The organism is Arenibacterium halophilum, assembly GCF_005938225.1.
In the GTDB taxonomy this organism is placed as follows: domain Bacteria; phylum Pseudomonadota; class Alphaproteobacteria; order Rhodobacterales; family Rhodobacteraceae; genus Arenibacterium; species Arenibacterium halophilum.
In genome coordinates this window covers 153,920-180,120 of sequence record NZ_VCPC01000001.1, presented here as the reverse complement: position 1 = coordinate 180,120, position 26,201 = coordinate 153,920, and the positions used below count along the sequence as shown (strand labels likewise).

Below are 26,201 nucleotides of genomic sequence, written 5' to 3'. Positions count from 1 at the left end.
CAACAATTTCCGGACTTTCCTTCAACAGCTGTCAGCCGCCGCGGAAACTTCGAGTTCCGGTTCAACATGCTGCCCCAGCCACCGATGAAGGTCGGTGACCGGGGCGCTATGGGTCACGCGCTCGGATTTAGTTGATAGGCCCGACGACGAGCCTTTCCATCGACCACGGTTCCCTCAGGCAGTTTTGCGATCCACTCGTGTTGAACAAGGATGCCAAGAGCCATATCCATCGCCTTGCGGGTCCGGGTGCGCACAGGTCCTTTCTGCAAGACGACGTCAGTCGCAAAGCCGCTACCCGGCGCAAAGTTGCTCCGGAGCCAATCCAGCAGCTTCTGAGCGTGCGCGACGGCTTCTTCATTCGTGCCAGAAACACACAGGTATTTGAACTGCTGGAGATGGTAGCGAACGATCTCGCATGCGCCCGGCATGGTGCCTTCCGACACGAGCGTTGCATCCGGGTCCTCGTAGAGCGTCATCAGGGCGGCGATCCGGCAAGCATGTTCCGGGGCCTTTGCGGCAAAGCTGCTGATATCCGCGGCCCACTTCCCGCGGCCGAGTTCACCTTCGACATCGTCGTGGAAGGCCACGCATTGACGGAAAGCGCCATCGGACAGTCTCAGGGCCTTCACGGTCGGATCGGCCAGGGTGTCGCGAAGAGCGCGCGCAGTGTCATCCTGGAACACCCTAACGATCGCGTCGTCAGACGGCGCAATCGGTCGATATCGACGCTTACCCATATTGCTCTCCGGCCAGGCCGGAAGCATGCGCGCCAGGATCCCCTGACCGAGCATGAACTCGTTGCCGAAGCTGTCCCGGATGAGGTTTGGTTGGAACATCAGGTTGAGCGTTGTCGGGGTCGGCGGAACGTATCCGTCGCCGTCTTGGCTGGCGCGGGGACGAACGAAAAACGAGCCATCCCACAGCTGTGACAGAGTTCCGCACGTCAGCGCCTGTTTTTCCTTCGACATCGAGTGGCCGCCGAAGAACGTCGAAGCTTCATCCGAGAACCAGCCCAGGAAGCCAGCCCTCGACGAGATGGCCTTGAACGCCCCCTCGATGGTCGGTTCCGTGACCAGGAAGTTCGGAAATTCCGGTCGCGACGGCGCGGGGTCACCGCGTTCGAGGTTCCGCAGCGCGTCCTCATGCTCTTTGACCAGTTCTTCGTGTTCCTGCCGCAGTTCCAGCACCGTTCGGTTCACGCCGCCCATCGTCAACCTGTCCGTCGCGCTCTTGCGTTCGCCGGAGAGCGCGACGAGGACGAAAAAGCATGCCGCATTCGCAGATGACCCCAGGGTCTGCACGCTGGCGCGGCTTGCGTAGGTCAAGGATACAGCTGCCAGCACCGACTGAGCGGCAATGGCTTCCGGGGCTTGGGTCGTTGCTGCGACGGCGCGCACGACCTTCCCGAGCCCTTCGCTAAGGCTCTCGACCGGGTAGGCAATAGCCGCGGGCTCGGCGTGTGGTAGCGGGGAGGGCGAGTTCCATTTTTGCGGGGCCTCGCCTGTGGGCAAGCGGACCTTTGTCGCTTTCGTGATCCCGGACGTTCCTTCGGCCGACTGCTGGGAACGGGACAAGATGCTCTGGACTATCCCCATAATGGTTCGTTTCGACACGATGGTCTCCTTCCATTCTTCGTGTCGTCAGCAAATCGGTTCATCGATCTTGCGGCGGAAATGATCCGGTGTGGGAAGGTGCGATTTATTGAGGAGAAATCGTGGCGGAACCGGTGGCCGAGCTTATCGGGCTGGGAGGGCGGTTTCCCTCCGTCTCCATCTGACGAGAGACGAAGGGCAACCGCCTTGAGAGGCAGCCCGGGAAGGATGGCAAGAAAGTTGGGTCATACGGTGCGCGGCACCACGAGATGGCACAGACGATGATCGTCTACAGGCGATCCGACGCAAACATGGGATCCGGACCGGAATTCTTGACCCGCGCATGACGCGGAAACAACCCGGAGCCCATCACGATGATCCACACAACCTCTGCGTTCGTCCGCAAGGACAGGGTGACCCACCCCATGAATGCCATCCTCTCCTTTGTCTCGGAGCACTACGAAGCTCTGTGGCATGCAGCTCGGCTTCTGGGCGGCTACGACAGTGCCCGTCTGGTCGACCGGTGCCTCGAAAGGCTCACAGAAGATCAGACCGTCACGCCCCGTGCCCGCATCATGCTCCTCCAGATCATGGAACTCTTGTCTCTGGAGCAAGTCGACGACCCTGGGCAACCCTACATGGGATATTTCGCTGCGATTGATCCCTGCGATCCGGTCGTAGAGGAAATCTGCCTCCTGACCGACCAAATGCGGGAGGTGCTTTGCGCGTCCGGCATCGAAGCTGACATGGAGGAAATGGCCTGAAAGGCCTCCGACACCGCCGGTGACAGCCGGCGGTGCTTGACGGCAGCAGGTTTCAGCTCGGTCCAATGACCGACCCTGGTCAGGAGACTTGTCATGAATATGACAACGAATGGCGGCGTCATGTGTGCAGCAGCGGATGCCAAGCAGTTCCTGTGCGAACATGGCAGCAGCTTCAGCCAACTATTGCGCGATGTCGCTGGTGAGAGCGGGCTCTACCTCGCGAAGGAACTCCAGAAGGCGTTGGACGGAGACAGTGTCGATCCGGTTGGCGCCGGGCATGCGTTGCGTGCAGTGTCCAACCTGCTCATCGGGTCCGATATCCCGCATGGCGTCTGTCCGGGAGCGTTCCGCTGGCACGGTGCTCGGGTGACAGAGCTTGCGGCGCGCTTCCCGAACTGATGGCCGATGCCCCGGTCAAAGAGCCGGGGCATCACCTTGACAGTTATTGCCCCACGACCCTCAGACCGCGCTCCTTCGCCTTCGCGTTGACGATAGCGCGGTCCTGTTCGAATGGCCTGCGAATGATGGAAATGTCGACTTCAACTGAGGCCAGTCTCTGGAAGAGTGGCTTCATTCTGAGGCTCTGAGCATAGGATTTTTCCCCTTCGTCGAGCGGCGCGTGCCCCATGAGCCGACGACGGATGGAATCGGCCAGATTGTCGCTCAGCAGGTAGTTGTTCACCGTGGTCCGGAAGGCGTGGAAATCCAGGCCGGGCCGGTAGACCTCGTTGTCTCGGCGGTAGTAATTGAATTTCTTCGAGAAATTCTCGGTGAGAGTCCCCTTCCATTTGCCACGGGTCAATTTCGGGAACAGGCGTATCCTGCCCTCGGACTTTCGCAAGGCAATGAGTTTCTCGATCCCAAGATCGATCAGGTTTTGGTGGACTGGAACCTGTCTCTGGCTGGCTTCGGTCTTGATGGAATTGACCTCGGAATTCGTGACGTTCATGTAGAGATGGCCGTCCTCATAGCCGAAGTCGTCCGGGCCGAGTTGAAGAACTTCTTCCTGCCGCAGCCCGTTGTGCACCGCAATCAGCGGCGCCCAGAAGAGCGGCTCACCGACATCTTCCAGTTCGTCCTGGAAGATGGGCGAGCGGAACAGATCATGCAGTCTGTCGTCCCAGGCGACCCGAGCTTTGATGTTCTCGCGGCTACGGAGTTTCTTCACCTCCTTGTTCGTCCAGACGCACAGGGCGAACGGATTCACATCGATCAACTGCATGTCCATGAGCATTTTCCCCACGGCTCCGAGCACGCGAGCGTGCTTGAGGTAGGTGTCGACCTTCAGGCGGGGGATTTGATCCTCCTGCCGCTTTCGATCGATTTCCTCGTCGGTGGCACCGGCAGACTTCATCCGTTTCAACTCGGCCTCCAGTTCGGCCGCTTTGGAATCACATCGTTCGATCAGATCCTTATACCCGTCCGTGGCAAGGAACGGGGCGAATTTTCCGTGGTGCGTCGGGAGACGCCAGAGCCTTTCGAGGGCATCGTTCACGGATTCCGGATCGATTTCGTCGACCGGACCGGATCCGAGCTCTTCCGGCCAGTAATCGCTCGCAAGCCGAAGCCTGCTGACGTTCTCTTTTTTGAACTTTTCTCCGGCCAGTCCATCTCGTTTCTGCGGTCTTGCAAAATCGTTCTGATATCCGAGGTCCTTGAGGTCAAAGAACAGGTTGATGGCTTCCGGCAACGTGATTCCACGCGCCTTGGCAAGCGCGCGCTGGGAAGCTTCAGGGAGCTTGTGAACCGCGACGTGGATGTTGGGTGGACGCATGGAGATGCGGTTCTCTTGAGCCTGGGCATCGCTCAGGCCCTTCGGGGCTTTCAGTCCGAACGGACGAACAACCGGAATTGCGACGCCTTCATATATGGTCGTGTCCGGATCGATCGCGCCGACAGTATGCGAAAGGGGCGGCGTCGAACCGGAGGCTTTTTCACGAACAGCAACCGACGGCGACGTGGCGACGTGGGTGGCCCTGGAGGTGTCAGGCCGTGAGGCTGGCGTTTCCGCTGCTTGCACCGGCGTCCGGGCCACGTCCGATGCGAGGTTTGCCGGCGTGACGGAGACCGGGGGAAGCGGGGTAACTGAACTCGGGGAAATGTATGCCCGAATGTTGGTGTCGACGGCGCGGCGGAAGTATACGGTCGGCTGATCGAAGATGCCTTGCTGACGTCGTGCTCTCTCTGCACTGACATCGAGCAAGACCCTGGTCGCTTCGTAGGCCAGTGCCGTCCAATCCTGATCAGCCTCATCAAGCGCCAGTCCCAGAAGCGCTGCAACGTTTCGGAGGGGCGCGCGCGCCACCTCGCGATCTCCGAGGTAGATGGCCCTGCGCAGCGTATCCTGAAGTGCGGCCTCGCGTTCGAGATCGAGAGCCGCAACCTCTGGGCTTCGCGACCCGGCAAGGGCGCGGGACCGTTCGAAGGCCTCGATCTCGAACCGGGCCAGGCCGGTCAGCAAGCTATTCGTCATCTCGGGCGCGATTGTCATCGTCTTCTCCGCAGCTGCGGCGAAGACCTTGTCACTGAGGGCCGTCAGGCGCGCGCTCAGGATCTTCGCATCGCGCAGGACATGCGTTCGGAGCGAGAAACAGAAAAATTCCCTCTCAAGGGGTTTGGAGGGGGTTGGGGCACCGAGACTGCGGGGCACGCGGCGGCGCCAGGCGTAGCCCGCGGGACGATGTTCGAGGTGAAGGGGGAGGCTGCGATTCCGGGGCATCGAGATGCTCCTGTGCACGGGTGTGTGCACCGCCGTGTGCACCAGATTGTGCACCCCGTCGTCGGGCTCCGATTCTGGATCGGTGAACCCTTTGGTTTTCAGTAGCTTATTAGGATATTGGCTCCGGCGGTAGGGATCGAACCTACGACCAATTGATTAACAGTCAACTGCTCTACCGCTGAGCTACGCCGGAACGGTGGAGGCGATATAGCAATGGTTTTTTCTGGCGTCCAGAGCGATACCGCGAAAAAGCTGGAAAAAATTCTTAGGTATCGGGCATGAGTTGAAAGCGGGCGGTTTCGGATAGGGAGCCGATCGGGCTTGCACGGTTTTTCAATTTCAGATCAACAAGATGCGCCAGAACGTTCCGTGTGGCCGCGGGCAAAAGGGCGGCTGGCGTTTCGGTGTAGATCGCGCGAGCAAGGGCCTCGGCCGTGGCTGGACCCGAGCCAAGTTGATCAAGGATCGACGCTTCGCGCGACAGGCGGTGTGAGATCAGCCAGTCGAGCCGTGCGCGTGGGTCGGTGACCGGGGCGCCATGTCCGGGATAGAAAACTTCCCAGTCGTGCGTACGCAGACGCTGGCACGACGCCATGAAATCGGTCAGATCGCCGTCGGGGGGCGATACGATCGACGTGGCCCAGCCCATGACATGATCAGCGGTAAAGCATCGGTTGCCCCAACCCAGGGCGACATGGTTGCCAAGGTGCCCCGGCGTATGGATGACGCGCAGCGACCAGCCTTCGGCGGAGATCACCTCGCCATCTTCAATCCTCTGATCCGGGGCGAAATCATGGTCGATCCCTTCGCCCCCTGACACCATTCCCGCGTCCGCCAATTGTGCCATCACCGTGCTGCGGCCTGCTGTTGCGTCGCCGAAGGCGAGAACAGGGGCCCCTGTGCGGTTGGCCAAAGGGCGGGCAAGAGGGGAGTGATCCAGATGGCTGTGCGTGACGATGATGTGGCTCAGCCGCTGGCTTGGGCCGATGGCTGCGCAAATCGCATCCAGATGGGCCGTGTCCAAAGGGCCCGGATCGATGACGGCAATGTCGGTAGTTCCCAGCAGATAGGTGTTGGTGCCGCGATAGGTCATCGGAGAGGGATTGGGCGCCACGATCCGGCGCAGGCCCGGCGCGATCTCCTCGGGGACGAGAACCGGCGGGTCGAAATCATCGGGCGCAAGCATCGGACGGGCCTTTCAGAATGTGTCGCACAGGGATAGCCCGAGGGCGTTTTGCGGGCAAGCTCAGGCAGGAGGCGCGCCGACGGATCCCGCTTTCTAAAGGATGCGCAACGCACTAGGGTCTGGCCATGTCGTTCAAATGGCTCAAAACATATATGCCGCGCGGTCTTTTTGGCCGGGCCGCACTTATCCTCGTGCTGCCGGTGGTGGTGGTGCAACTTGTGGTGTCTGTTGCATTCATCCAGCAGCATCTGGAGGATGTGACCACGCAGATGACGTTGAATACCGTGCGTGCGATTGACGTCATCCTGACTGAAATCGCGGCCGAGCCGGAAACGGATACCACGCGCAGCGATCTCATGAGCCTGCTCACCGGGTTCCAGATGACATTGGAATTCATTCCCGCTGAAAAGCTTCCGGTTTCGGACAGCATCGGATTTTTTGACTATTCCGGTCGGGTCGTGCGCGACACGTTGCATGGGCGATTGCCCGAGGTTGTGGCTGTCGACTTGCCTGACAACCGCATCGTACACGTCTTCGTCGAGACGGACGAAGGCCCGGCGCACATTAGCTTTAACCGGCGGCGGGTCACGGCGGCGGCGCCGCATCAGTTGATCGTGACGATGGTCTTCTTCGGCTTGCTGATGACGCTGATCTCATTCCTCTACCTGCGCAACCAGCTGCGCCCGATCACGCGGCTTGCTGCCGCGGCGCAGGCCTTCGGCCGTGGACGGGTGGTGCCCTATGCGCCGTCGGGCGCGATTGAGGTGCGGGCCGCGGGGGGCGCGTTTCTGGATATGCGGGCGCGGATCGAACGGCAGATTGAGCAACGCACCATGATGCTCTCGGGAGTCAGCCACGATCTGCGCACGCCGCTCACGCGCATGAAGTTGGGTTTGTCCCTGATCGACAGCGAGGATGCCGAACCGCTGATGCGCGACGTTGATGACATGCAGCGACTGGTCGACGCGTTTCTTGAATTTTCGCGCGGCGCCGGTGAGGGAGAGCCGGAATCCTGCGACCCGATCGCGCTTGTGCGCCTGGCGGTGGACGATGCGGTGCGCGCAGGCAGCCAAGTCAGCCTGGTCGAGACCACGGGTCACGGACGCATTGCGCTGCGACCGGTGGCAATACGGCGCGCGATTGACAACCTGCTGGGCAATGCGACCCGCTATGGCACCAAGGCCGAAGTGTCTGTTGTCCTCACGGAAAAATCCCTGCGCATCCGCGTCGAGGACGATGGACCCGGTATCCCGGCAGATCGTCGCGGAGAGGCGATGAAACCGTTTTCGCGGCTGGATCCCGCGCGAAACCAAAACGCCGGTGGTGGTGTGGGACTGGGCCTTGCCATCGTGAATGACGTGGCTCGTGCCCACGGAGGTGTCCTGCGCCTAGGGCAGAGCACGCGTCTGGGCGGGTTGCGCGCGGATATCGTGATCGGGCGCTGAGCCGATACCGGAGATGGGGGCTCTGCCCCCGCCCGCTGCGCGGACTCCCCCGGGATATTTGATGCCCAAAGAAGGAAGAGAAGTTCCCTGCTTCTTTGGGCCCATAAATATCCCCGCCGGAGGCACGCGCGTCAGCGCGTTCTTCATCAGCCGCACGCGAGCGGTGTGAGGGGCATATGCCGGTTCACGTCCTTGTAGAGCAGGTAGCGGAAGCGACCGGGGCCTCCGGCATAGCAGGCCTGGGGGCAGAAGGCACGCAGCCACATGAAATCGCCGGCTTCGACTTCGACCCAGTCACGATTCAGGCGGTAGACGGCCTTGCCTTCCAGAACGTAAAGCCCGTGTTCCATCACATGGGTTTCCATGAAGGGGATCACCGCGCCCGGTTCCAGCGTCACGATGGTCACATGCATGTCGTGGCGCAGGTCGGAGGGATCGACAAAGCGGGTGGTGGCCCAGCGGCCCTCGGTTCCTGGCATCGGGGTGGGGGGCGTGTCGGCATCGCTGGCGATCAGCACATCGGGCACATCAAGGCCCGGGGCGGGTTGCCAGGCTTTGCGGATCCAGTGAAAGCGCAGCGTATCCTGGCCCGTGTTGTGCAAGGTCCATTTGGAGGCAGGGGGGAGATAGGCAAACCCGCCAGGGGCAAGCTGATGTGTTTGGCCGCCCACCGTCAGCATGGCCGTGCCTTCGACGACGAACAGCGCGGCCTGGGCCTGCGGGTCGCTTTCGGGGGTGTCGGAGCCGCCGCCCGGTGCGACCTCCATGATGTATTGCGAGAAGGTTTCGGCGAAGCCGGTCATCGGGCGGGCGATCACCCAGAGGCGGGTCTTGTCCCATCCGGGCAGGAAACTGGTGGTGATGTCGCGCATCGTGCCCTTGGGCAGGACGGCGTAGCTTTCGGTGAAGACGGCGCGGTCGGTCAACAGCTGTGTCTGATCGGGGTGGCCGCCGGTTGGGGCGTAGTATGGGCGGGTCATGGTGGCTCCTGACTTTTGGCCACTATGCGCAGGTTCGTGGGCGGCTGCCAGTGCGGCGAACGCACCAGCAGCCTTCGCCTTTTTTTGAGAATGTCAGCTTTTGGCGGCGCGCAGGGCCGGGCGGACCCTGAGCAGCCAGATGAAAAGCGCGGTCAGTGCCAGCAGCACCACGCTGGCGGGGCTGCGCAGGAAGATCGTCGGGTCGCCTTCGGAGACGATGAGCGAGCGGCGCAGGAACTCCTCGAAATAGGGGCCTAGGATCACGCCCATAAGCGCAGGCACCACCGGGTAGCCGAAGCTGCGCAGCAGGAAGGCCACCGCACCAATCGCCAGCGCCATCCACATCTGGAAGAACGAAAACGACGAGGCATAGACACCAACCATCGAGATCATCGCGATGAAGCCGTAGAGCACTCCACGGTTGATCTGCGACAGGCGCAGGTAGACGGGACCGAAGGCCAGAACCGACAGGAACACGAAGATCGAGGCCACGAAGAGCGCCGCGAACATCGGCGCGATCACGACAAGGTTGTCCGACAGCAGCGCGGGTCCGGGCACCAGCCCGTGGATCAGCAGCACGCCGAAGATGATCGCGGTGACAGCGTCTCCGGGGATGCCCATGGTCAGCAGCGGGATCACCGCGCCGCCGCACATGGCGTTGTTGGCGGATTCCGAGGCGGCCAGCCCTTCATAGGAGCCGTTGCCGAATTTTTCGGGCGCTCGGGCGCTGCGCTTGGCTTCGGCATAGGCGATGAAGGATGCCATTGAGGCGCCGCCGCCCGGCAACATGCCGATGACCACGCCGATCAGCGCGCTTTTGACAGTGGCGATCAGCCCGACTTCGCGGATATGGGCGCGGGTGGGCAGGAAATCGCGGCGGCGCGGGCGCACCACCTTGGCCACTGCCTCGGCCTTTTGCAGGCTTGATGGTGCGGCGGATTGGGCGATCATCTCGCACACGGCGAACAGGCCGATCACGGCGGGCAGCAGCCCGATGCCTTCGATCAGGTGGTAGCTGCCGAAATCGAACCGCCCCACGGGCACCATCGGGTCGATCCCCACGGTCGATATCATCAGGCCAAGCGCCATGGCCATCATCGCCTTGATCAGCGGGCCAGAAGCGACGATGGTCACAGTGACCACGGCCAGCAGTACAAGCGAGAACTTGTCGGGGGTCTGGAACATCAGGGCAATGGCGCTGACCGGTTGCGCCAGCGCAATCAGCACCACGGCACCGATCAGACCGCCAAGGGCCGAGGCAAGTGCGCTCATCCCCAAGGCCTGCGTGCCTTCGCCGCGTTTCATCAGGGCGTGGCCGTCGATGGTGGTGATGGCGCCCGAGGGCGCGCCGGGGATATTCAGCGTGATGCCCGTGATGGACCCGGCGTAGATGCCGGCCATGTAGATGCCGGCCACCATGACCAGCGCGTCCGACACATCCATGCCGAAGGTGAAGGGCAGCAGCAGCGCGATGGCCAGCGTGGCGGTCAGGCCCGGGATGGCCCCGAACACGAGGCCCAGCATGAAGCCGCCGACCAGGTGCAGGAAGGTCATCGGGTGGGCGAGGGCGGCAAAGCCCTGTGCGATTTCCGAAATCATCTCAGGCTCCCCAGACCGGCAGATACAGATCGAACAGCTTGACGAAGAACAGCCAGCCGAACAGCGTGACCCCGACCGAGGTTGCCAGCGCGATCAGCGCCGAGCGGACCGGCGCGCCGGTGGTTTCGTAGTTGAAGAACAGTGCGATCAGGAATGTGTAAAGCGCGGCAGCCACTGCGTAGCCCGCGTAGAAAAACGTGATGATGAACAGCGCGGTCAGCCCGATGGCGACCAGAGGCCCGATCACATGCAGCGCGGGAATGGTGTCAGAGGCGTCGCGCGTGCTGCGCACGGCGGGGGCGGCGCGGAATTCGGCAATCACGATCCACGCGGCGGCGATATAGACAAACCCGCACAAGATCATCGGCAGGAAGGCTGGGCCGGGTTCGCCCGTGGCAAAGGGGCGGTCCATCGCAGCGACCTGCCCGGCGTAGATCGTGTTCATGGCGGCAAGGCCAAGGGCGAAAAGAACCTGACCGTTCAAGAGGCGTGGCATTCAGTGTTTCCCTGTTGCGGCAGGGCCGGCGGCGCGCGCCGGCCCGGTGGGTGGGCCGGTCTGATGCCGGCCATCACCTAGTGTAAGCGGACGGTTTACTTGTCCAGCAGCCCTTGTTCGACCAGCGCGTCCATCAGCTGAAACGCCTTGGCTTGCGAGGCTTCGATATAGGCGGCGGTCTGCTCGCGGTTCATCCAGACGGCGCCCATTCCGGTTTCCTCGGCCACTTTCTGGAACTCGGGGTCGTCGAAGACGGCGGCGAAACCTGTTTCCAGCGCGGCCTTGTGCTCTTCGCTGACGGCGGCCTGGGTGGCGATCAGGCGGAAGCCGCCCCAGACCACGTCATAGCCCGCTTCCTTGAAGGTCGGGACGTCGGGGAAGCTGGGGTCGCGTTCGTCGGCCATCACACCCAGAACCCGGGCCTGACCGGCCTCGACGGCTGCATAGGCGGCCGAGATGCTGGTCGAGGCGGCGTCGGTTTCACCCGACAGAAGCGCCTCGCGCTGCGGGCCCGAACCCTTGGGGTAGGGAACGTGCTGCACGTCGATCTCGGCCTGCGAGGCGAAATCCAGCGCGGGCAGGTGCCACACGCCGCCGGTGCCCACGTTCGAGATTTTCAGCGTGCCCGGCTCGGCCTTGGCGGCGGCGACGAACTCTTCCAGCGAGGCCCAGGGCGCATCGGCACGCACAACCAGCGCGGTGGGGTGCACGGTGACCGAACCCAGATAGGCCAACTCGGCGGTGTCATAGCCCGGCACCAGCTTGTAATAAGGCACGGTGATCACGCTGTCCCAGGTCAGCGAACCGATGGTATAGCCATCGGGGCGCGATTTCATCAGGCGCAGCGTGCCCACGCCGCTTTGCGCGCCGGTGACGTTCTGGGTGTTGATGCCCACGCCCAGCGACTTTTCGGCATGGTTCATGAAGGTGCGCATCACGGTGTCGGTGCCGCCGCCCGCGCTCCAGGGCATGATGTGCATGATGTCCTTGCTGGGATAATCCTGCGCCAGCGCCGGCGCCGCCAGCATGAGCGAGGCCGCGATGGCCCCTGTCAAACGCTTGAGTGTCATGGTGTCCTTCCTGTTGTGGTCTGGTTGGTGGTTGGATGGCGGCCCCGAAGGCCCGCCGGAGCCGTCCGCAGTCAGTAGAAATACGGCAGCTTTTTCTCTTTCGCGGCTTCGATCCAGGGCGGAACGAAGGGGATGATCTTGTCCTGCGAAGGCACCATCATCTCGATGAAATTGGCGCCGGGGTTGGCGATGGCCTCGGCCAGCGTCGCCTCGATCTGGTCGGCCGAGGTGATGCGCGCTGTGGCAAAGCCGAACCCTTCCGCGACCTTGACGTAATCGACCGCGCCGAAATCGGTGGTCCAGGGCGCGTCGACATCGTCCAGCAGGATCGCCTCGCCCCGGATCCAGCCGTAATTGTCGTTGCGCGTCAGGATCACGGTGACGTTCTTGCCGCTGCGCTTGATGGTTTCGAAATCGCCCAGCACAAAGGCCAGCGAGCCGTCGCCGGTGAAGGAAATCACCGGCCCGTCGCCCGCATAGGCCGCGCCGATCCCGGCGGGCACCGAATAGCCCAGCGCGCCCATCGAATAGTTGGTGATATAGCGCCGCCCGGCCTCGCGCACCGACAACAGCGCCGAGGGGTAGATCGCGGCAACGCCCGGTTCCGCCGTGACGATGGCATTGGGCGGCAGCAGTTTATCGAGAGCCTGCGTCAGCTTGACCGGCGAAACGGTGCCTTCGGGCATCGGGATGTTGGAGTTGAACACCGCATCCAGCGCCGTGCGCTTCATCTCGGTCAGGTCCAGCGTGGGGCGGTCCAACTCGGGGTGCTCGGCGCGGATCAGCTCGGCCATGTAGGTCAGGCTGGCGCGGGCATCGCCCACCATGCCGACGGCCAGCGGGTAGTTGTTGCCGATATGCGCCTCGGCGATGTCCAGATGCAGGAAGGTCGTCGTGGCCGGATCGCCGTAAAGTTTCCAGTGGTTGGTCGAACTGGAATCGGTGTTCGACCCGACGAAGAACACGGTATCGGCGCTGCCCACATAGGCGTTGGAATACTCCATCCCGCCGCGCGCCCCGACCACCCGCAGCGACAGCGGGTGCGTTTCCGGGATCGCGCCCTTGCCGGGGGTGGTGGTGGCGACGGGAATTTGCAGCAGCTCAGCCAGATCCAGAATGGCCTGCGTCGCGCGCGAGATCAGCGCGCCCTGGCCGCAGACGATAACCGGTTTTTCCGCCGCAAGCAGCACGTCGATCGCCTTGCGGATCTTGGCGTGGTCGGCCACTGGACGATGCGCGGGGTATTCGCTGTAATCGCTGTCGGCGTAGAGATCGGTAATCTCTTCCTCGTCGTGGAAAATGTTGATCGGCACGCGGATGTGCACCGGCGCCGGCCGCCCCGAGGTCGCCACCCGGAAGGCGCGCCGCATCAGGTGCGGAATGTCGCGCACGTTGGTCAGGTGAAAGGATTCCTTGCAGATGCTTTCGTACAGCTTGGTCTGGTCCACCCCGGTCAGCCCGTGCTTCTTGTCCTGGTTCACCGGAATGTCCGAGCTGAAATAGATGATCGGCACCGACGACAGGAACGCCTCGGTGATACCGGGGGTGCAATGGGTCACGCCGGGGCTGGGTGCTTCCAGAACGGCGGGCTTGCCGGTGATCTTGGCATAGGATTCCGCAGCAAAGGCGGCCGTGCGTTCATCCCGGGTCAGCACGAATTCGATGGGCGACGATTTCTGCCATTCCTTGTACCAGCCGATCGTCGTTTCGCCGGGCAGGCCAAAGACATGATCGACCCCATGCAGTTCCAGCATTCTCAGGATCACCTGTGCCCCGTTCATCATCGTCATACGCCTGCGCTCTCCTGAATTCCAAGCTGTATACAGATCAATACACAGAGCGTAGTACAATTCAATTGTTATCTCGCGAAAACTGTGCAGACTGGCCATGTGCGCGGTCGTGGGGCGGAAGGCATTGGGAACATGAGCAAAAATACCGGAACGGTCGAGCGGACGTATCTGCGGCTGAAAGAAATGGCCGCAAATTATGAATTCAAACCCGATTCGCGCTTGAACGAGAGCGAGCTGTCCAAGCGGCTTGATACCAGCCGAACGCCGCTGCGCGAGGCCCTGAACCGGCTTGTGGCCGAGGGCTTTCTGACCTCACGCGCGGGGCAGGGGTTCTTCTGTCGCCCGCTGGTGCCCGGCCACATCATGGAGCTTTACGAGGCGCGCGCCGCCATCGAGTGCGAAGCCGCCCGGCTGGCCGCCCTGCGCGCCGACCCGGCCCAGATCGCCGAGCTGGAGCAGTTCCTTGAAACCTCGCGCCCCGAGTATATTCCGGGCACCTCGCCGGTCGAGCTGACCCGCTTGGACGAGGAATTCCACGTCCGCCTGACCCGGCTGGCGGGGAATGCCGAAATGGTGCGGATGCTGGAGAACATGAACGCCCGCATTCACTATGTCCGCCTGATCGACCTGAAATCGCTGTGCGAACACTCCGGCGCCGACACGGTGACGACCGACCCGCACCGCCGCATCCTGGACGCGATCAAGGCCCGCGACCCCGAAGCCGCGCGGCAAGAGATGGCCAAGCACATCGAGCGCCGGCTCGAGGCGATCACGGACACGGTTCGCGCTGCATTTGCAGAACTTTACACCGCCTGACGGCGGCGCTGTTTTGCTCTCGCATCCCGAAACAACCTTTGCTAAGAGGTGCCCTGCTGGGGCGCATCGCGCCGGGGCATGTGCGGGTGTGGCGGAATTGGTAGACGCACCAGATTTAGGTTCTGGCGCCGCAAGGCTTGGGGGTTCAAGTCCCTTCACCCGCACCATTGACCGGATTTGATTGAAACTGGCGGCGCTCGGTTGTCGGCTTCAACCTCTCTTTTACGCTTTGACGGCAAGACATTCGGAAACGCCCGTTTCAGGAGAGTCGTCGCATGTTTCTTATCCGTCTTGTTATCGCTTTTGTGCTTGGGCTAAGCCTGCTGCCCCTGCCAGGTACAACCTTCGCCGCCGAGGGTATGAGCCCGGCCGAAGTCCAGCAGCGAAAGATCAACCTTGCGGGTAAGCAGCGAATGCTGTCTCAGCAAATTCTGATGTTCGGTTGCATGGCAACATACGGGGTTCACCGCGACGTATCTGCCGCTGCGGCGCAGGCCGCGATTTCCGAATTCGATCACGTTCTTGGTGCGCTGCGCCAAGGCGACGATGAATTGGGGCTCCGCTATGAACGCAGCGGTACGGTGCTTCAGGCGCTGGGCAGGGTTGAACAGATATGGCCACAATTTCGGGGCGCCGCACAGGCATTGATCCGGGGCGAAGATGAAGAACTTGGCCCGCTGCGCGAAATGGCACCAGATTTGCTGAGCCGTATGAACGCCGCGGTACAGGAAATGGTGGCGGATTCCAACGCCGGTGGCGTACCCGAACTCAAGCGGGCGATTGATGTCGCCGGGCGACAGCGGATGCTAATAATGAAAATGACGGCCGAGGTGTGTCTGGTCAAAAGTGGCCTTTCGCCTGACGTCGATCTGTCGCGTGCGTCGAAGACGATGAATCTGTTCGATACTGCGCTCTACAATCTGCAATACGGCAACATCGGTGATGACGTCATCGAAGCACCCAGTTGGGAAATCGCCGAGATGCTGAAGCTGGTAGAGGCACAATGGGATGTCATGCGCGGCAATATCGAAGCCGTGCTGAAGTCGCCCAACCCCACTGTCGAAGAGATGGATGCGATGATGAAAACCGCGATCCAGCTTTTGAATGACATGAACGAAACCGTGTGGATGTACGAAAACATCTGAACCTGTGGCCTGACGTGAGCGGTGCCGGTGCGGACTGTCTGCACCGGCGTTTGCCGTTGCGTCGCTGGTGATCGACGATCTGTTGGCCTTGGGCGATTCCCGCTTGATCCCCTTGTGCGCCGCAACTAGTAAGACGCAAATTTCATCAGGCTGCCAAGGGGCGGCCTGTCAGTTTATGTGAGGATGGACATGCAAGTCACCGAGACCTTGAACGACGGTCTGAAGCGCGGATACGCGATCACCGTCACGGCCGCCGAGCTTGACGCGAAGGTCAACGAGAAGCTCGTCGAGGCTCAGCCCGAAATCGAGATGAAGGGCTTTCGCAAGGGTAAGGTGCCGATGCCGCTGCTGAAAAAACAGTTCGGCCAGCGTCTTCTTGGTGAGGCGATGCAGGAAACCATCGATGGTGCGATGAACCAGCACTTCGAGGACAGCGGTGACCGTCCGGCGATGCAGCCGGAAGTCAAGATGACCAACGAAGACTGGAAAGAAGGCGACGACGTCAACGTCGAGATGTCGTATGAAGCGCTGCCCGAGATCCCGGATGTGGACCTGAGCACCGTCAAGCTGGAAAAGCTGGTCGTCAAAGCAGGCGACGCGGAGATCGACGAGGCGCTGGGCAATCTGGCCGAAAACGCGCAGAACTTCGAGCCGCGCAAGAAAGGCACCAAGGCGAAAGATGGCGACCAAGTCGTGATGGATTTCGTCGGCAAGGTTGACGGTGAAGCCTTTGAAGGTGGCTCGGCCGAGGATTACCCGCTGGTACTGGGCTCCAACAGCTTTATCCCCGGTTTCGAAGAGCAGCTGGTTGGCGTGAAGGCCGGCGAAGAAAAGGCCGTGACCGTGTCCTTCCCCGAGGATTACCAAGCCGCCCATCTGGCTGGCAAGGAAGCGGTGTTCGATTGCACCGTAAAAGAGGTGAAGGCACCCAAAGCGGCCGAGATCGACGACGAGCTGGCCAAGAAATTCGGCGCCGAAGATCTTGCCGCTCTGAAAACCCAGATTGGCGAGCGTCTGGAAGCGGAATACACCGGCGCGGCCCGCGCCGTGATGAAGCGCAAGCTGCTGGACGAGCTGGACGCGCTGGTCAGCTTTGACTTGCCGCCGAGCCTTGTCGAAGCCGAAGCCGGCCAGATTGCGCATCAGCTGTGGCACGAGGAAAACCCCGACGTGCAGGGCCACGATCACCCGGAAATCACCCCCAGCGACGAGCACAACAAGCTGGCCGAACGCCGCGTGCGTCTGGGCCTGCTGCTGGCCCACCTTGGCCAGAAGGCAGAGGTTCAGGTTTCTGACGCCGAGATGACCCAGGCGATCATGAACCAGGCGCGCCAATACCCGGGACAAGAACGTCAGTTCTTTGAATTCGTACAGAACAATCCGCAAATGCAGCAGCAGCTGCGCGCGCCGCTGTTCGAAGACAAGGTTGTCGATTACGTGTTCGAACTGGCCGAAGTCACGAACAAGGACGTTTCGAAAGACGAGCTTCAGAAAGAAGTCGAAGCCCTGGAAGACGAATGATCCGTCTTTGACAGGCTGACATAAAGAACCCCGGGCCATATGCCCGGGGTTTTTTCTTGTCTTGGTGTGTCCGGTTTGGACAGGGAGCCTGGATCAGGCTGCCAGATGTTCCATGAGGATCAGGGCGCCAATCCCGACAAGCGCGATACCTCCGGCGATTTCGGCAACACGACCCGCCCGAAAGCCAACCATACGGCCTGCCAGATGCCCGGTCGCGGCCATGGCCATCGTCGTGAACCCGGTGGCAAGCGCGACGACAAGGATATTGACCTCGGCAAAGGCGAGCGAGACGCCCACGGCCATCGCGTCGATCGAGGTTGCAACGGCAGCGAACAGCAGAGCCATGACAGTTGTCGGCGCAGGTGTTGCATCGCGCGTGGCTGGCATCATCATGCGCACCCCGACGGCGGCCAGAAGTGCAAAGGCAATCCAATGGTCGACAGAAACGATGAACTGGCTGGCCGTGGTCCCGATCGCCCAGCCGATCACCGGCGTCGCGGCCTCGACCGCGCCAAACACAGCACCGGTTTTCAACGCGCGCGTCAGGCTGGGCCGGGGGCCCGGGCGCGCATTGCTGGCAAGCGCGACCACGAAGGAATCAAGCGACATCGCAATGGCGATCGCGGCAATGGATAGGGGTGTCATGCGATACGTCCCAAGCAGCCTGGCTATGGGGGTGTATATAGGCGTATCTATGAAATATGCAATAAAAACAATCAGTTGATACTGAAACGCAGAAGCATTCGCAACTGAGGCGGCGGCCCTATTGGGCCAGCCCGGTTTCCTGCAGCATCCCGCGACGTTTGGCTTCGTAGTAGTAGCCCCGCGCATAGAGCCCGACGGCAGCGTCCTGCGAACCGTCCGCCAGCAGCCAGGCGCCGCGCAGATATTTGACCGCGTATTTCAGGTTGGTTTCCGGGTCGAGCAGATCGTTGGGTTGACCGCGAAAGCCCATCGAGCGGGCGGTGGCGGGCAAAATTTGCAGCAAGCCGTAATAGGGGCGGTTGATGGCGCCCGGACGGTGCGTGCTTTCGCGGATTGCCAGGCGATGCACCAAGGTGCGCGGCACCTCGTATTCATCGGCGTAGGTGTTGATCAACTGCCGTAGTTCTGGCGTTTCGTTGGGGTGCAGGGGCGGATCGAACGGCGCCCGGGCATTGGCCGAGGGCATGGCACAGGCGGAAAGAGCAAGCGCACAGAGCGCCAAGCCTAGAAAGCGGCGTATGTTCAGCATGGGAAACCCGGAAAAATTGGATCCTGCGCAAGCTACCCATGTGAGAGGATGAGACAACCCCGCATCTTTCGCGAGGCGAAGAACCGCCAGTTTTCGCGCGGCTCTGGCGAAACCATGCCGATTTGCGCGGCTGGCCGTGGCCTAAACGCAAAAACCGCGCAGCGAACTGCGCGGTTTCCAAAACATCGGCGCTTTGACCGAATGTTATTCCTTGGGCTCTTCTTCGGCTTCGGGCTGTGCCGCGGGGGCATCGTCGCCAAAGTCGTCGGCTGCTGCGCCACCGATATCGTCGAACAGTTCGGAGATCTCGAATTCGGCAGCTGCTTCTTCTTCGGCGGCCAGTTCCTGGATCGACTTGCCCGACGCCTGCAGTTCGGCCTCTTCGGGCGAACGGGCGACGTTCAGAGTGATCGTAACGTCGACTTCGGGGTGCAGCGTCACGTTGACCGTGTGCAGACCCAGTTCCTTGATCGGCTGTTCGATCACAACCTGCTTGCGGTCGAGCGAGAAGCCGGCCTCGGAGGCTGCCTCGGCTGCGTCACGGGTGGTGACCGAGCCGTAGAGCGAGCCGCCGTCAGAGGCCTGACGAATCACGACGAACTGCTGACCGTCGAGACGGTTGCCCATGTCCTCGGCTTCCTTGCGGGTTTCGAGGTTGCGGGCTTCCAGCTGGGCTTTCTGCGCTTCGAAGCTGTCGATGTTGGCCTGCGACGCGGTCAGCGCCTTGCCTTGCAGCAGCAGGTAGTTGCGGGCGTAGCCGGGTTTGACGTCGACGACATCGCCCATCTGGCCAAGCTTGGCCACGCGTTCGAGAAGAATGACTTGCATCGGAACTCTCCTTACTTGACGGCGTAGGGCAGCAGCGCGAGGAAGCGGGCGCGCTTGATGGCGCGGGCCAGCTCCCGCTGCTTCTTGGCGGAAACGGCGGTGATGCGCGACGGCACGATCTTGCCGCGTTCGCTGATGTAGCGCTGCAGCAGGCGGGTGTCTTTATAGTCGATCGCCGGAGCATTCTCGCCCGAGAAGGGGCAGACCTTGCGGCGGCGGAAAAACGGTTTTGCGGCCATGGTTTAGTGTCCTTTCTTCAAGCCAAGATCAGCGGCGTTCGCGACGGTTGTCGCGTTCGTCGCGCTTCTGCATCTGAACCGACGGGCCTTCTTCGTGGGCGTCGACCTTGATGGTCAGAACGCGCATCACGTCGTCGTGCAGGCGCATCAGGCGTTCCATTTCCTGAACTGCCGAAGCCGGAGCGTCCGAGCGCAGGTAGGCATAGTGGCCCTTGCGGTTCTTGTTGATCTTGTAGGCCATCGTCTTGACGCCCCAGTACTCGTGATCGACGAGGCTGCCGCCATTGTCGGTGAGAACGGTGCCAAAATGTTCGATAAGGCCTTCGGCTTGCGTGTTGGACAGATCCTGACGCGCAATCATGACATGCTCGTAGAGGGGCATGTATACTCCTGTTTATGTCAAGGCGCATTTCATAGGCTGGGCCATCTTGCCCTGCGGCCCGGCCACGAGAGTCTGCGCGGTTCGGTAGATATGCAGGGAGCCGCCCATATACAGGGTTTGAGCGGTAAGGCAAGCCCGGTCGTGATTGCCGGAGTCCGCGCCGATTGCCAAAAATTTGACGCTTTCTGACTCTAGCAGGTTGGCGCACCAGCCCGGCCGGAATTTCGGGGCCGGTGTTGAAATTATTGAAATTGATGGTGTGTGGAGGAACTGACAGATGCAGCAGGGCAAGGACGACGCGGTCGCGGGATTTGGAGACAGTGCACCGGTGATGGTGCGTTTCATGCCCAACTGGCCAGTTCGGGTCGTGATATTCCGGGTCACGGGAACCGTCTTGTTGCTGTGCTCTGCCGGAATGTGGGTTGTTCCCGGCAGCCTCTCTGATCCTGATCTGGCCATGTTCAAGCTGGGCGTATCGGTATTTTTCTTCTTCTGCGGGTTGGCGCTGTTGATGCGAAACCATCAGGACAATCAGCCCGATGCCTATTTCGATCCGATCCGGCATGAAGTGCGGGTTTTGCAAAAAGACGATAAAGGCGAGCCGCGTACAATCCTTCGACGCAGCTATGACAGCCTGGGCAGTGTCGATTTCGGGGCGCAGGTGGTGGCACTGTTCGACCGCGATGGCAGCATGTTGATGCGGTTGGCAGTCGAAGATGCCGACGTGCGCCGGGCGCTGCGCATCCAGTTGGGCGGTCTGGTCAGGCTGACCGAGCGGGCCTGACGGGGAAGCTGTTTTTGCCTCAATTCGCAGGCAGGGGCGTTGCCAGCGCCTTTGGGCCGGGCTATGCCCTTCGCAATTCTGCGAGGAGAGCACCATGAGCAAGGCGTTGATTTTTCCCGGACAGGGAGCGCAAACGATCGGTATGGGGCAGGCGCTGGCCGAGGCCTATCCGGTGGCGCGGGCCGTGTTCGACGAAGTTGACGAAGCCTTGGGCGAGAAGTTGAGCGAACTGATCTGGGACGGCGAGGCCGATGTGCTGACGCTGACCCAGAACGCGCAGCCGGCGCTTATGGCGACCTCGATCGCGGCATTGCGCGCTTTGGAGGCCGAAGGATTCAAGGTTAGTGATGCCGCCTTTGTGGCGGGGCATTCGCTGGGCGAATATTCGGCGCTGGCGGCCGCAGGCAGCCTGAGCGTGGCCGATGCGGCGCGTCTGCTGCGGACGCGCGGGCGTGCGATGCAGGAAGCGGTGCCCGTGGGACTTGGCGCCATGGCGGCGCTGCTGGGGCTTGATCTGGCCACCGCGCGCGAGGTTGCGGCAGAGGCGGCCGGCGATCAGGTGTGCGAGGCGGCAAACGACAATGACCCGGCGCAGGTGGTTGTGTCGGGCCACAAGGCCGCCGTGGAACGCGCGGTCGAGATTGCCAAGACCCGTGGCGCCAAGCGGGCCGTGCTGCTGCCGGTCAGCGCGCCGTTCCATTGCGCGCTGATGGCGCCTGCGGCGGATGTGATGGCCGCCGCGCTGGCGGAGGTGGAAATCAATGCTCCGGTGGTGCCTTTGGTTGCAAACGTTCTGGCCGCGCCGGTCACCGATCCGGAACAGATTCGCGATTTGCTGGTGCAACAGGTCACCGGCGCCGTGCGCTGGCGCGAAAGCGTCGAGGCCATGGCGGCCGCCGGCGTGACCGAAATGTACGAGGTGGGCGCGGGCAAGGCGCTGTCGGGTATGGTGCGACGCATCAATCGCGACATCGCCTGCAAACCCGTGGGCACCCCCGACGATGTAAAAGCCGCGCTGGCCTGACCTGCGCAAGAGCGAAAGGAACAGACATGTTCGATCTGACAGGTAAATGCGCGCTGATTACCGGCGCATCCGGGGGTATCGGTGGCGAGATCGCCAAGGCGCTGCATGGCGCCGGGGCGACGGTGGCACTGTCCGGCACCCGGGTCGAGCCGCTGGAGGCCCTTGCGGCCGAATTGGGCGAGCGCGCGCATGTGCTGCCGTGCAACCTGTCCGACGCCGAGGCCGTCACCGCGCTTCCCAAGCAGGCGGCCGAGGCGATGGGCGCGGTCGATATTCTGGTCAACAACGCCGGGATCACCCGTGACAACCTGTTCATGCGGATGTCGGACGATGAATGGCAAAGCGTGCTGGATGTGAACCTGACCTCGACGTTCCGGCTGTGCAAAGGCGTATTGCGCGGCATGATGAAGGCGCGGTGGGGTCGGATCGTCAATATCTCGTCCGTGGTCGGCGCGACGGGCAATCCGGGGCAGGGCAACTATGCCGCGGCCAAAGCCGGCATGGTGGGCATGGGCAAATCGCTGGCCTACGAGGTTGCGAGCCGTGGAATCACGGTGAACACGGTGGCGCCCGGTTTTATCACCACAGCGATGACCGATAAGCTGACTGACGATCAGAAGTCGGGGATTCTGGGGCAGGTGCCTGCCGGGCGCATGGGCGAACCCGGAGAGATCGCCGCTGCTGTTCTGTATCTGGCGAGTCCCGAGGCGGCCTATGTCACCGGGGCGACGCTGCATGTGAATGGTGGCATGGCCATGCTTTAGTGTGCCCAATGCATGCCGATCACAGGCATGTGTTGCATCGCTCGCGGGCTGTGGGTAAGCATTCCGAAGGGGGCGATCAGGACGTACGGGCCCAGTGGCTCAATTGCGCTAGTGCCGGGTCTGAAAGAGGAAGATCAGAGGGTCGTACCATATATTGTGAAAGCGTTTGCCATTAGCGTGGTCTATGCTATAGCGGCGCAGATTCCGGCAGGGGGGCAAATGTCCGCTCCTGCCTGTCCCGGTTCGCCGGGGAAGAGCCGTCCCGCTGTGGGGCGAAACCAAGCCACCCGGCAGCGAGCCAGGGCAAAATGGGCCAAGGGCCCGCAAGAGAATGAGGAACGGACATGAGCGACGTCGCAGACCGCGTTAAGAAGATCGTTGTTGAACATCTTGGTGTTGAAGAAGACAAGGTGACCGAGAACGCATCGTTCATCGACGATCTGGGTGCTGACAGCCTCGACACCGTCGAGCTGGTTATGGCGTTCGAAGAAGAGTTCGGGATCGAGATTCCGGATGACGCCGCCGAGACCATCCAAACCTTTGGCGATGCAGTGAAATTCATCAACGAAGCCTCCTGATTTCAGGTCGGTAGAGTTACGGAAACGGCGCGGCCCCGGCGGGGCGGCGCCGTTTTCGTTTGTGCGGCTTGGAAGGGGCTTGCGCCGGGCGCGCGCAACCTGTCACAGATGGGGCGAGAGCAGACATCGACAGGACGGGCGCCAAATGATCCGATCCATCCCAAACATCAACACGTCGCGGGTGACCTTGCGGGCAATGCGCCCCGAGGATTTCGGCAGATACGCGGAAATCTGGGCCATGCCCCATGCGTTACGCACGATTTCCGGCGCGCCGCGCGACAGACGTCGCGCGTGGGAGACGTTTCTGCGCAATGCGGGGCACTGGCAGATGGCCGGGTTCGGCCATTGGGCCGTCATGGACCAGCGCCAGCGAGAGATGATCGGCCATCTTGGGTTCCTTTACGGCAGCACGCCGGTGGACGAGGAATTCGACACGTTTCCGGAAGTCGGCTGGCTTATGGTGCCCGAAGCGCGCGGCAGCGGCGTGGCGCTGGATGCGGCGCAGGCTGCGCACGACTGGTTCGACCGGGTGATCCCGAACAAGCTGGTCGCGCGGATTTCAGTCGACAATCCGGTGGGACGGCATATCGCGGAACATCTGGGTTATCGCGAGTTGCGGCAGATCGAGATCACCCATGACGGGCGACAGCAGCAGGTCGCGCTGATGCGTCGCGATGGTCCGGCAGGCCATGTCTAGGCAGCGTGTTACGAGCGGCGGAAGCCGTCAGGACTTGCCCCCGCCGCCCTGTGCGGGGTAAGAGCGTTTCGCAATTGGCAACCGTGGGCCGAAACGGGCCGACGCAACGGGCAAGAGGGCAGCACATGCGCAGAGTTGTTGTAACCGGACTGGGGCTGGTGACGCCGCTGGCGGACGGCGTAGAGGAAAGCTGGTCCCGGATTCTGGACGGGCAGTCGGGCGCTGGGCCGATCACGCAATTCGACACGGAAGGGTTGACCACGACCTATGCCTGCGAAGTGCCGCGTGGCGATGGCTCGGATGGGACGTTCAACGCCGACAAATATATGGAGCCCAAGGAGCAGCGGAAGGTCGACACCTTCATCATGTTCGGGATCGCGGCCGCACAGCAGGCGGTTGAGGATTCGGGCTGGTTGCCGACGGATAAGGATGGACAAGAGCGCACCGGGGTTCTGATCGGCTCGGGCATCGGGGGGCTGAATTCCATCGCCAACACGGCGGTGATGATGGAAGAAAAGGGCCCGCGTCGCGTCAGCCCGTTCTTTGTGCCCGGCGCGCTGATCAACCTGATCTCGGGTCAGGTGAGCATCAAGTACGGCTTCAAGGGGCCGAACCATTCGGTGGTGACAGCCTGTTCGACTGGCGCCCATGCGATCGGGGATGCCAGCCGGCTGATTGCCTTTGGCGATGCGGACGTGATGGTCGCCGGTGGCGCCGAGGCCGCGATCTGCCGGATCGGGATTGCCGGGTTCAACGCCTGCAAGGCGCTGAGCACCAAGCGCGCCGACGATCCGAAAAAGGCCAGCCGCCCCTATGACGCCGACCGCGACGGGTTCGTGATGGGCGAAGGCGCGGGATGTGTCGTGCTGGAGGAGTACGAACACGCCAAGGCGCGCGGCGCCAAGATTTACGCAGAAGTCGTGGGATATGGCTTGTCTGGCGATGCCTATCACATCACTGCGCCCTCTGAAGACGGTGACGGAGCGGAACGGTCGATGCGCGCGGCGCTGAAGCGGGCGGGGCTGGAGCCGAAGGACATCGACTATATCAACGCGCACGGCACCAGCACCATGGCTGACACCATCGAATTGGGCGCAGTTGAGCGCATGATGGGTGACGCGGCGAGCAAGGTCACCATGTCATCTACGAAATCGGCGACCGGCCACCTGCTCGGTGCGGCCGGGGCGATCGAGGCGATCTTCTCGATCCTTGCGATCCGCGATCAGGTGGCGCCGCCGACGATCAACCTCGACAATCCGGCGGTTGAAACCAAGGTGGATCTGGCGCCGAACGCCAAGCGTGAGCGCGCGATCAAATATGCGCTGTCGAATTCCTTTGGTTTCGGCGGCACCAATGCCAGCGTGATTTTCGGAAAGATCGACTAATGTGGCGAAGCCTTGCCTCTAACATGCTGACGATCCTTGTGGTCGTGTTGTTCCTTGTCGGGGGCATCATCCTGTGGGGCAAGAGCCAGTATGTGGCGCAGGGCCCGTTGGAAGAGCCGATCTGCCTTCGGGTGGAGCGCGGTTCTAACATGGCGCGGGTCAGCCGCGATCTGGCAGGGCAGAACGCGGTGACCAATGCCGCGATTTTCCGGATTGGCGCCGATTATACCGACAAGGCGCAATCGCTGAAGGCGGGAAGCTTTCTTGTCGAATCCAACGCCTCGATGGAGCAGATCGTTGACCAGATCACCCGTGGTGGCGCGAGCACCTGCGGCACCGAGATCGTGTATCGCGTGGGCGTGACCCGGGTGCAGACCCAGGTGCGCGAGTTGGACCCGGCGACGAACCAATTCGAAATTACCGCAGAATTCGACCCGCTGTTAGATGAGGCGCCGGCCGAGTTCAGTGCCAAACGGGGTGAATCTGATACGCGCTATCGCATCGCGCTGGCCGAGGGCGTGACCAGCTGGCAGGTGGTCGAGGCACTGAAAGCGATGGACCTGCTGGAGGGCGAGGTTGCGGCGGTTCCGGGCGAGGGCACATTGGCGCCAGACAGCTACGAGGTGACCGTAGGCGGTGACCGGCAGGCCATTCTGGATGTGATGGCTGAGCGACAAGCAGAACGGATTGCAACAGTCTGGGCCGCGCGCGAACCCGATCTGCCGCTGAGCGGGCCGGACGAGATGCTGATTTTGGCCTCGATTATCGAGAAGGAAACCGGCGTTCCGGAAGAGCGCGGTGAAGTGGCAAGCGTCTTCGTCAACCGCCTGAATGCCGGGATGCGACTGCAGACCGATCCGACCGTGATCTACGGGCTGACCAAGGGGCGGGGCGTTCTGGGGCGCGGGCTGCGTCAGAGCGAGCTGCGCAGGGTAACGCCCTGGAATACCTATGTGATCGAAGGGCTTCCGCCGACCCCGATCGCGAACCCGGGGCTGGCAAGCCTGCAGGCTGCAGTAGCCCCGGCCGAGACGGAATATGTATTCTTCGTGGCGGATGGTTCAGGCGGCCATGCCTTTGCCACCACCTTGGAAGAGCATAATCGCAACGTCGCAAAATGGCGAGAAATCGAGGCGCAGCGGGCCAATAACTGATCCGCTCGC

At 62.0% G+C, this 26,201-nt stretch carries 26 protein-coding genes and 2 tRNA genes; 14 read left to right on the top strand and 14 right to left on the bottom strand.

Translation table 11 applies throughout. The annotated features are described in order from the left end of the window. Positions 1-113 precede the first annotated feature (113 nt). A complete protein-coding gene (locus FGK64_RS00940) occupies positions 114-1,613 on the bottom strand; it encodes a DUF3987 domain-containing protein (protein ID WP_138861937.1) in 1,500 nt (499 codons plus the stop codon). A gap of 353 nt (positions 1,614-1,966) precedes the next feature. Between FGK64_RS00940 and FGK64_RS00935 the strand changes: the two genes are divergently transcribed. Continuing rightward, the gene (locus FGK64_RS00935; RefSeq protein ID WP_138861936.1) at positions 1,967-2,356 is read left to right on the top strand and encodes a hypothetical protein; all 390 of its coding nucleotides are present in this window, start codon (positions 1,967-1,969) and stop codon (positions 2,354-2,356) included. Positions 2,357-2,449: 93 nt separating this feature from the next. Further along, entirely contained in the window at positions 2,450-2,755 is a 306-nt protein-coding gene (locus tag FGK64_RS00930; RefSeq protein ID WP_138861935.1) for a hypothetical protein, read from the top strand. 43 nt (positions 2,756-2,798) lie between these two features. On the opposite strand, the gene FGK64_RS00925 is transcribed toward FGK64_RS00930, so the two are convergent. The 3 genes from FGK64_RS00925 to FGK64_RS00915 all read right to left on the bottom strand — a co-directional run bounded on the left by FGK64_RS00925 (position 2,799) and on the right by FGK64_RS00915 (position 6,261). Beyond that, complete coding sequence (locus FGK64_RS00925) at positions 2,799-5,075, bottom strand: DUF6538 domain-containing protein (RefSeq protein ID WP_138861934.1); 2,277 nt, start codon at positions 5,073-5,075, stop codon at positions 2,799-2,801. 118 nt (positions 5,076-5,193) lie between these two features. Next, positions 5,194-5,268, bottom strand: a tRNA-Asn gene (locus FGK64_RS00920). 72 nt (positions 5,269-5,340) lie between these two features. Further along, on the bottom strand, positions 5,341-6,261 hold the full coding sequence (locus FGK64_RS00915) for an MBL fold metallo-hydrolase (protein WP_138861933.1): 921 nt from the start codon (positions 6,259-6,261) through the stop codon (positions 5,341-5,343). A 125-nt stretch (positions 6,262-6,386) separates the two neighbouring features. Here FGK64_RS00915 and FGK64_RS00910 point away from each other — a divergent pair, with 125 nt between their 5' ends. Then, positions 6,387-7,706: an ATP-binding protein gene (locus FGK64_RS00910; protein WP_138861932.1), complete on the top strand. Its 1,320-nt coding sequence runs from the start codon at positions 6,387-6,389 to the stop codon at positions 7,704-7,706. Positions 7,707-7,852: 146 nt separating this feature from the next. Here the strand turns inward: FGK64_RS00910 and FGK64_RS00905 are convergent, their stop codons facing one another. The 5 genes from FGK64_RS00905 to FGK64_RS00885 all read right to left on the bottom strand — a co-directional run bounded on the left by FGK64_RS00905 (position 7,853) and on the right by FGK64_RS00885 (position 13,641). Next, on the bottom strand, positions 7,853-8,686 hold the full coding sequence (locus FGK64_RS00905; RefSeq protein WP_138861931.1) for a bifunctional allantoicase/(S)-ureidoglycine aminohydrolase: 834 nt from the start codon (positions 8,684-8,686) through the stop codon (positions 7,853-7,855). A gap of 93 nt (positions 8,687-8,779) precedes the next feature. Continuing rightward, positions 8,780-10,285, bottom strand: coding sequence for a tripartite tricarboxylate transporter permease (locus tag FGK64_RS00900; protein WP_138861930.1), 1,506 nt, complete (start codon positions 10,283-10,285; stop codon positions 8,780-8,782). 1 nt (position 10,286) lies between these two features. Beyond that, a complete protein-coding gene (locus FGK64_RS00895) occupies positions 10,287-10,781 on the bottom strand; it encodes a tripartite tricarboxylate transporter TctB family protein (protein ID WP_138861929.1) in 495 nt (164 codons plus the stop codon). 95 nt (positions 10,782-10,876) lie between these two features. Beyond that, positions 10,877-11,851 carry a Bug family tripartite tricarboxylate transporter substrate binding protein gene (locus FGK64_RS00890; protein WP_138861928.1) on the bottom strand — a complete coding sequence of 325 codons (975 nt, stop codon included), beginning with the start codon at positions 11,849-11,851 and terminating at the stop codon, positions 10,877-10,879. A gap of 71 nt (positions 11,852-11,922) precedes the next feature. Next, a complete protein-coding gene (locus FGK64_RS00885) occupies positions 11,923-13,641 on the bottom strand; it encodes a thiamine pyrophosphate-binding protein (RefSeq protein WP_171053935.1) in 1,719 nt (572 codons plus the stop codon). A 132-nt stretch (positions 13,642-13,773) separates the two neighbouring features. Here FGK64_RS00885 and FGK64_RS00880 point away from each other — a divergent pair, with 132 nt between their 5' ends. From FGK64_RS00880 to tig, 4 genes are all read left to right on the top strand, one after another. After that, positions 13,774-14,457: a GntR family transcriptional regulator gene (locus tag FGK64_RS00880; protein ID WP_138861926.1), complete on the top strand. Its 684-nt coding sequence runs from the start codon at positions 13,774-13,776 to the stop codon at positions 14,455-14,457. A gap of 82 nt (positions 14,458-14,539) precedes the next feature. Then, positions 14,540-14,624, top strand: a tRNA-Leu gene (locus FGK64_RS00875). Between the two features lie 108 nt (positions 14,625-14,732). Continuing rightward, positions 14,733-15,602 (top strand): type IV pili methyl-accepting chemotaxis transducer N-terminal domain-containing protein, encoded by an 870-nt coding sequence (locus FGK64_RS00870; protein ID WP_138861925.1) that lies wholly within the window; start codon positions 14,733-14,735, stop codon positions 15,600-15,602. Positions 15,603-15,791: 189 nt separating this feature from the next. Next, entirely contained in the window at positions 15,792-17,123 is a 1,332-nt protein-coding gene (tig, locus tag FGK64_RS00865) for a trigger factor (protein WP_138861924.1), read from the top strand. Positions 17,124-17,216: 93 nt separating this feature from the next. Here tig and FGK64_RS00860 read toward each other — a convergent pair whose 3' ends face one another. The 5 genes from FGK64_RS00860 to rpsF form a co-directional block, all read right to left on the bottom strand. Then, a complete protein-coding gene (locus tag FGK64_RS00860; RefSeq protein ID WP_138861923.1) occupies positions 17,217-17,768 on the bottom strand; it encodes a manganese efflux pump MntP in 552 nt (183 codons plus the stop codon). Positions 17,769-17,886: 118 nt separating this feature from the next. After that, on the bottom strand, positions 17,887-18,357 hold the full coding sequence (locus tag FGK64_RS00855) for a transglycosylase SLT domain-containing protein (protein ID WP_138861922.1): 471 nt from the start codon (positions 18,355-18,357) through the stop codon (positions 17,887-17,889). A 204-nt stretch (positions 18,358-18,561) separates the two neighbouring features. After that, complete coding sequence (gene rplI / locus FGK64_RS00850; RefSeq protein WP_138861921.1) at positions 18,562-19,185, bottom strand: 50S ribosomal protein L9; 624 nt, start codon at positions 19,183-19,185, stop codon at positions 18,562-18,564. Positions 19,186-19,196: 11 nt separating this feature from the next. Then, positions 19,197-19,424 (bottom strand): 30S ribosomal protein S18, encoded by a 228-nt coding sequence (gene rpsR / locus FGK64_RS00845; RefSeq protein ID WP_028957713.1) that lies wholly within the window; start codon positions 19,422-19,424, stop codon positions 19,197-19,199. 28 nt (positions 19,425-19,452) lie between these two features. After that, the gene (gene rpsF / locus FGK64_RS00840; RefSeq protein ID WP_138861920.1) at positions 19,453-19,806 is read right to left on the bottom strand and encodes a 30S ribosomal protein S6; all 354 of its coding nucleotides are present in this window, start codon (positions 19,804-19,806) and stop codon (positions 19,453-19,455) included. A 277-nt stretch (positions 19,807-20,083) separates the two neighbouring features. On the opposite strand from rpsF, the gene FGK64_RS00835 reads away from it, so the two are divergent. From FGK64_RS00835 to mltG, 7 genes are all read left to right on the top strand, one after another. Continuing rightward, positions 20,084-20,590, top strand: coding sequence for a hypothetical protein (locus tag FGK64_RS00835; protein WP_138861919.1), 507 nt, complete (start codon positions 20,084-20,086; stop codon positions 20,588-20,590). Positions 20,591-20,684: 94 nt separating this feature from the next. Beyond that, the gene (fabD, locus tag FGK64_RS00830; protein WP_138861918.1) at positions 20,685-21,614 is read left to right on the top strand and encodes an ACP S-malonyltransferase; all 930 of its coding nucleotides are present in this window, start codon (positions 20,685-20,687) and stop codon (positions 21,612-21,614) included. Between the two features lie 26 nt (positions 21,615-21,640). Then, a complete protein-coding gene (gene fabG, locus FGK64_RS00825; RefSeq protein WP_138861917.1) occupies positions 21,641-22,378 on the top strand; it encodes a 3-oxoacyl-[acyl-carrier-protein] reductase in 738 nt (245 codons plus the stop codon). Between the two features lie 344 nt (positions 22,379-22,722). Beyond that, complete coding sequence (locus FGK64_RS00820; RefSeq protein ID WP_037309926.1) at positions 22,723-22,956, top strand: acyl carrier protein; 234 nt, start codon at positions 22,723-22,725, stop codon at positions 22,954-22,956. A gap of 145 nt (positions 22,957-23,101) precedes the next feature. Continuing rightward, positions 23,102-23,653: a GNAT family N-acetyltransferase gene (locus FGK64_RS00815; RefSeq protein WP_138861916.1), complete on the top strand. Its 552-nt coding sequence runs from the start codon at positions 23,102-23,104 to the stop codon at positions 23,651-23,653. 125 nt (positions 23,654-23,778) lie between these two features. Then, positions 23,779-25,038: a beta-ketoacyl-ACP synthase II gene (gene fabF, locus FGK64_RS00810; RefSeq protein ID WP_138861915.1), complete on the top strand. Its 1,260-nt coding sequence runs from the start codon at positions 23,779-23,781 to the stop codon at positions 25,036-25,038. Then, a complete protein-coding gene (mltG, locus tag FGK64_RS00805; RefSeq protein WP_138861914.1) occupies positions 25,038-26,192 on the top strand; it encodes an endolytic transglycosylase MltG in 1,155 nt (384 codons plus the stop codon). Before fabF ends, mltG begins: the two co-directional genes overlap by 1 nt. Positions 26,193-26,201: the final 9 nt, after the last annotated feature.

Coding starts and splice junctions, on each gene's coding strand:
- fabG (WP_138861917.1), top strand. CDS start 21,641: ATGTTCGATCTGACAGGTAAATGCGCGCTGATTACCGGCGCATCCGGG.
- rpsF (WP_138861920.1), bottom strand. CDS start 19,806: ATGCCCCTCTACGAGCATGTCATGATTGCGCGTCAGGATCTGTCCAAC.
- tig (WP_138861924.1), top strand. CDS start 15,792: ATGCAAGTCACCGAGACCTTGAACGACGGTCTGAAGCGCGGATACGCG.
- FGK64_RS00855 (WP_138861922.1), bottom strand. CDS start 18,357: ATGCTGAACATACGCCGCTTTCTAGGCTTGGCGCTCTGTGCGCTTGCT.
- FGK64_RS00915 (WP_138861933.1), bottom strand. CDS start 6,261: ATGCTTGCGCCCGATGATTTCGACCCGCCGGTTCTCGTCCCCGAGGAG.
- fabF (WP_138861915.1), top strand. CDS start 23,779: ATGCGCAGAGTTGTTGTAACCGGACTGGGGCTGGTGACGCCGCTGGCG.
- FGK64_RS00885 (WP_171053935.1), bottom strand. CDS start 13,641: ATGACGATGATGAACGGGGCACAGGTGATCCTGAGAATGCTGGAACTG.
- FGK64_RS00900 (WP_138861930.1), bottom strand. CDS start 10,285: ATGATTTCGGAAATCGCACAGGGCTTTGCCGCCCTCGCCCACCCGATG.
- FGK64_RS00905 (WP_138861931.1), bottom strand. CDS start 8,686: ATGACCCGCCCATACTACGCCCCAACCGGCGGCCACCCCGATCAGACA.
- FGK64_RS00895 (WP_138861929.1), bottom strand. CDS start 10,781: ATGCCACGCCTCTTGAACGGTCAGGTTCTTTTCGCCCTTGGCCTTGCC.
- FGK64_RS00835 (WP_138861919.1), top strand. CDS start 20,084: ATGCAGCAGGGCAAGGACGACGCGGTCGCGGGATTTGGAGACAGTGCA.
- FGK64_RS00880 (WP_138861926.1), top strand. CDS start 13,774: ATGAGCAAAAATACCGGAACGGTCGAGCGGACGTATCTGCGGCTGAAA.
- FGK64_RS00820 (WP_037309926.1), top strand. CDS start 22,723: ATGAGCGACGTCGCAGACCGCGTTAAGAAGATCGTTGTTGAACATCTT.
- FGK64_RS00890 (WP_138861928.1), bottom strand. CDS start 11,851: ATGACACTCAAGCGTTTGACAGGGGCCATCGCGGCCTCGCTCATGCTG.
- rpsR (WP_028957713.1), bottom strand. CDS start 19,424: ATGGCCGCAAAACCGTTTTTCCGCCGCCGCAAGGTCTGCCCCTTCTCG.
- FGK64_RS00935 (WP_138861936.1), top strand. CDS start 1,967: ATGATCCACACAACCTCTGCGTTCGTCCGCAAGGACAGGGTGACCCAC.
- fabD (WP_138861918.1), top strand. CDS start 20,685: ATGAGCAAGGCGTTGATTTTTCCCGGACAGGGAGCGCAAACGATCGGT.
- FGK64_RS00930 (WP_138861935.1), top strand. CDS start 2,450: ATGAATATGACAACGAATGGCGGCGTCATGTGTGCAGCAGCGGATGCC.
- FGK64_RS00925 (WP_138861934.1), bottom strand. CDS start 5,075: ATGCCCCGGAATCGCAGCCTCCCCCTTCACCTCGAACATCGTCCCGCG.
- FGK64_RS00860 (WP_138861923.1), bottom strand. CDS start 17,768: ATGACACCCCTATCCATTGCCGCGATCGCCATTGCGATGTCGCTTGAT.
- FGK64_RS00910 (WP_138861932.1), top strand. CDS start 6,387: ATGTCGTTCAAATGGCTCAAAACATATATGCCGCGCGGTCTTTTTGGC.
- rplI (WP_138861921.1), bottom strand. CDS start 19,185: ATGCAAGTCATTCTTCTCGAACGCGTGGCCAAGCTTGGCCAGATGGGC.
- mltG (WP_138861914.1), top strand. CDS start 25,038: ATGTGGCGAAGCCTTGCCTCTAACATGCTGACGATCCTTGTGGTCGTG.
- FGK64_RS00870 (WP_138861925.1), top strand. CDS start 14,733: ATGTTTCTTATCCGTCTTGTTATCGCTTTTGTGCTTGGGCTAAGCCTG.
- FGK64_RS00815 (WP_138861916.1), top strand. CDS start 23,102: ATGATCCGATCCATCCCAAACATCAACACGTCGCGGGTGACCTTGCGG.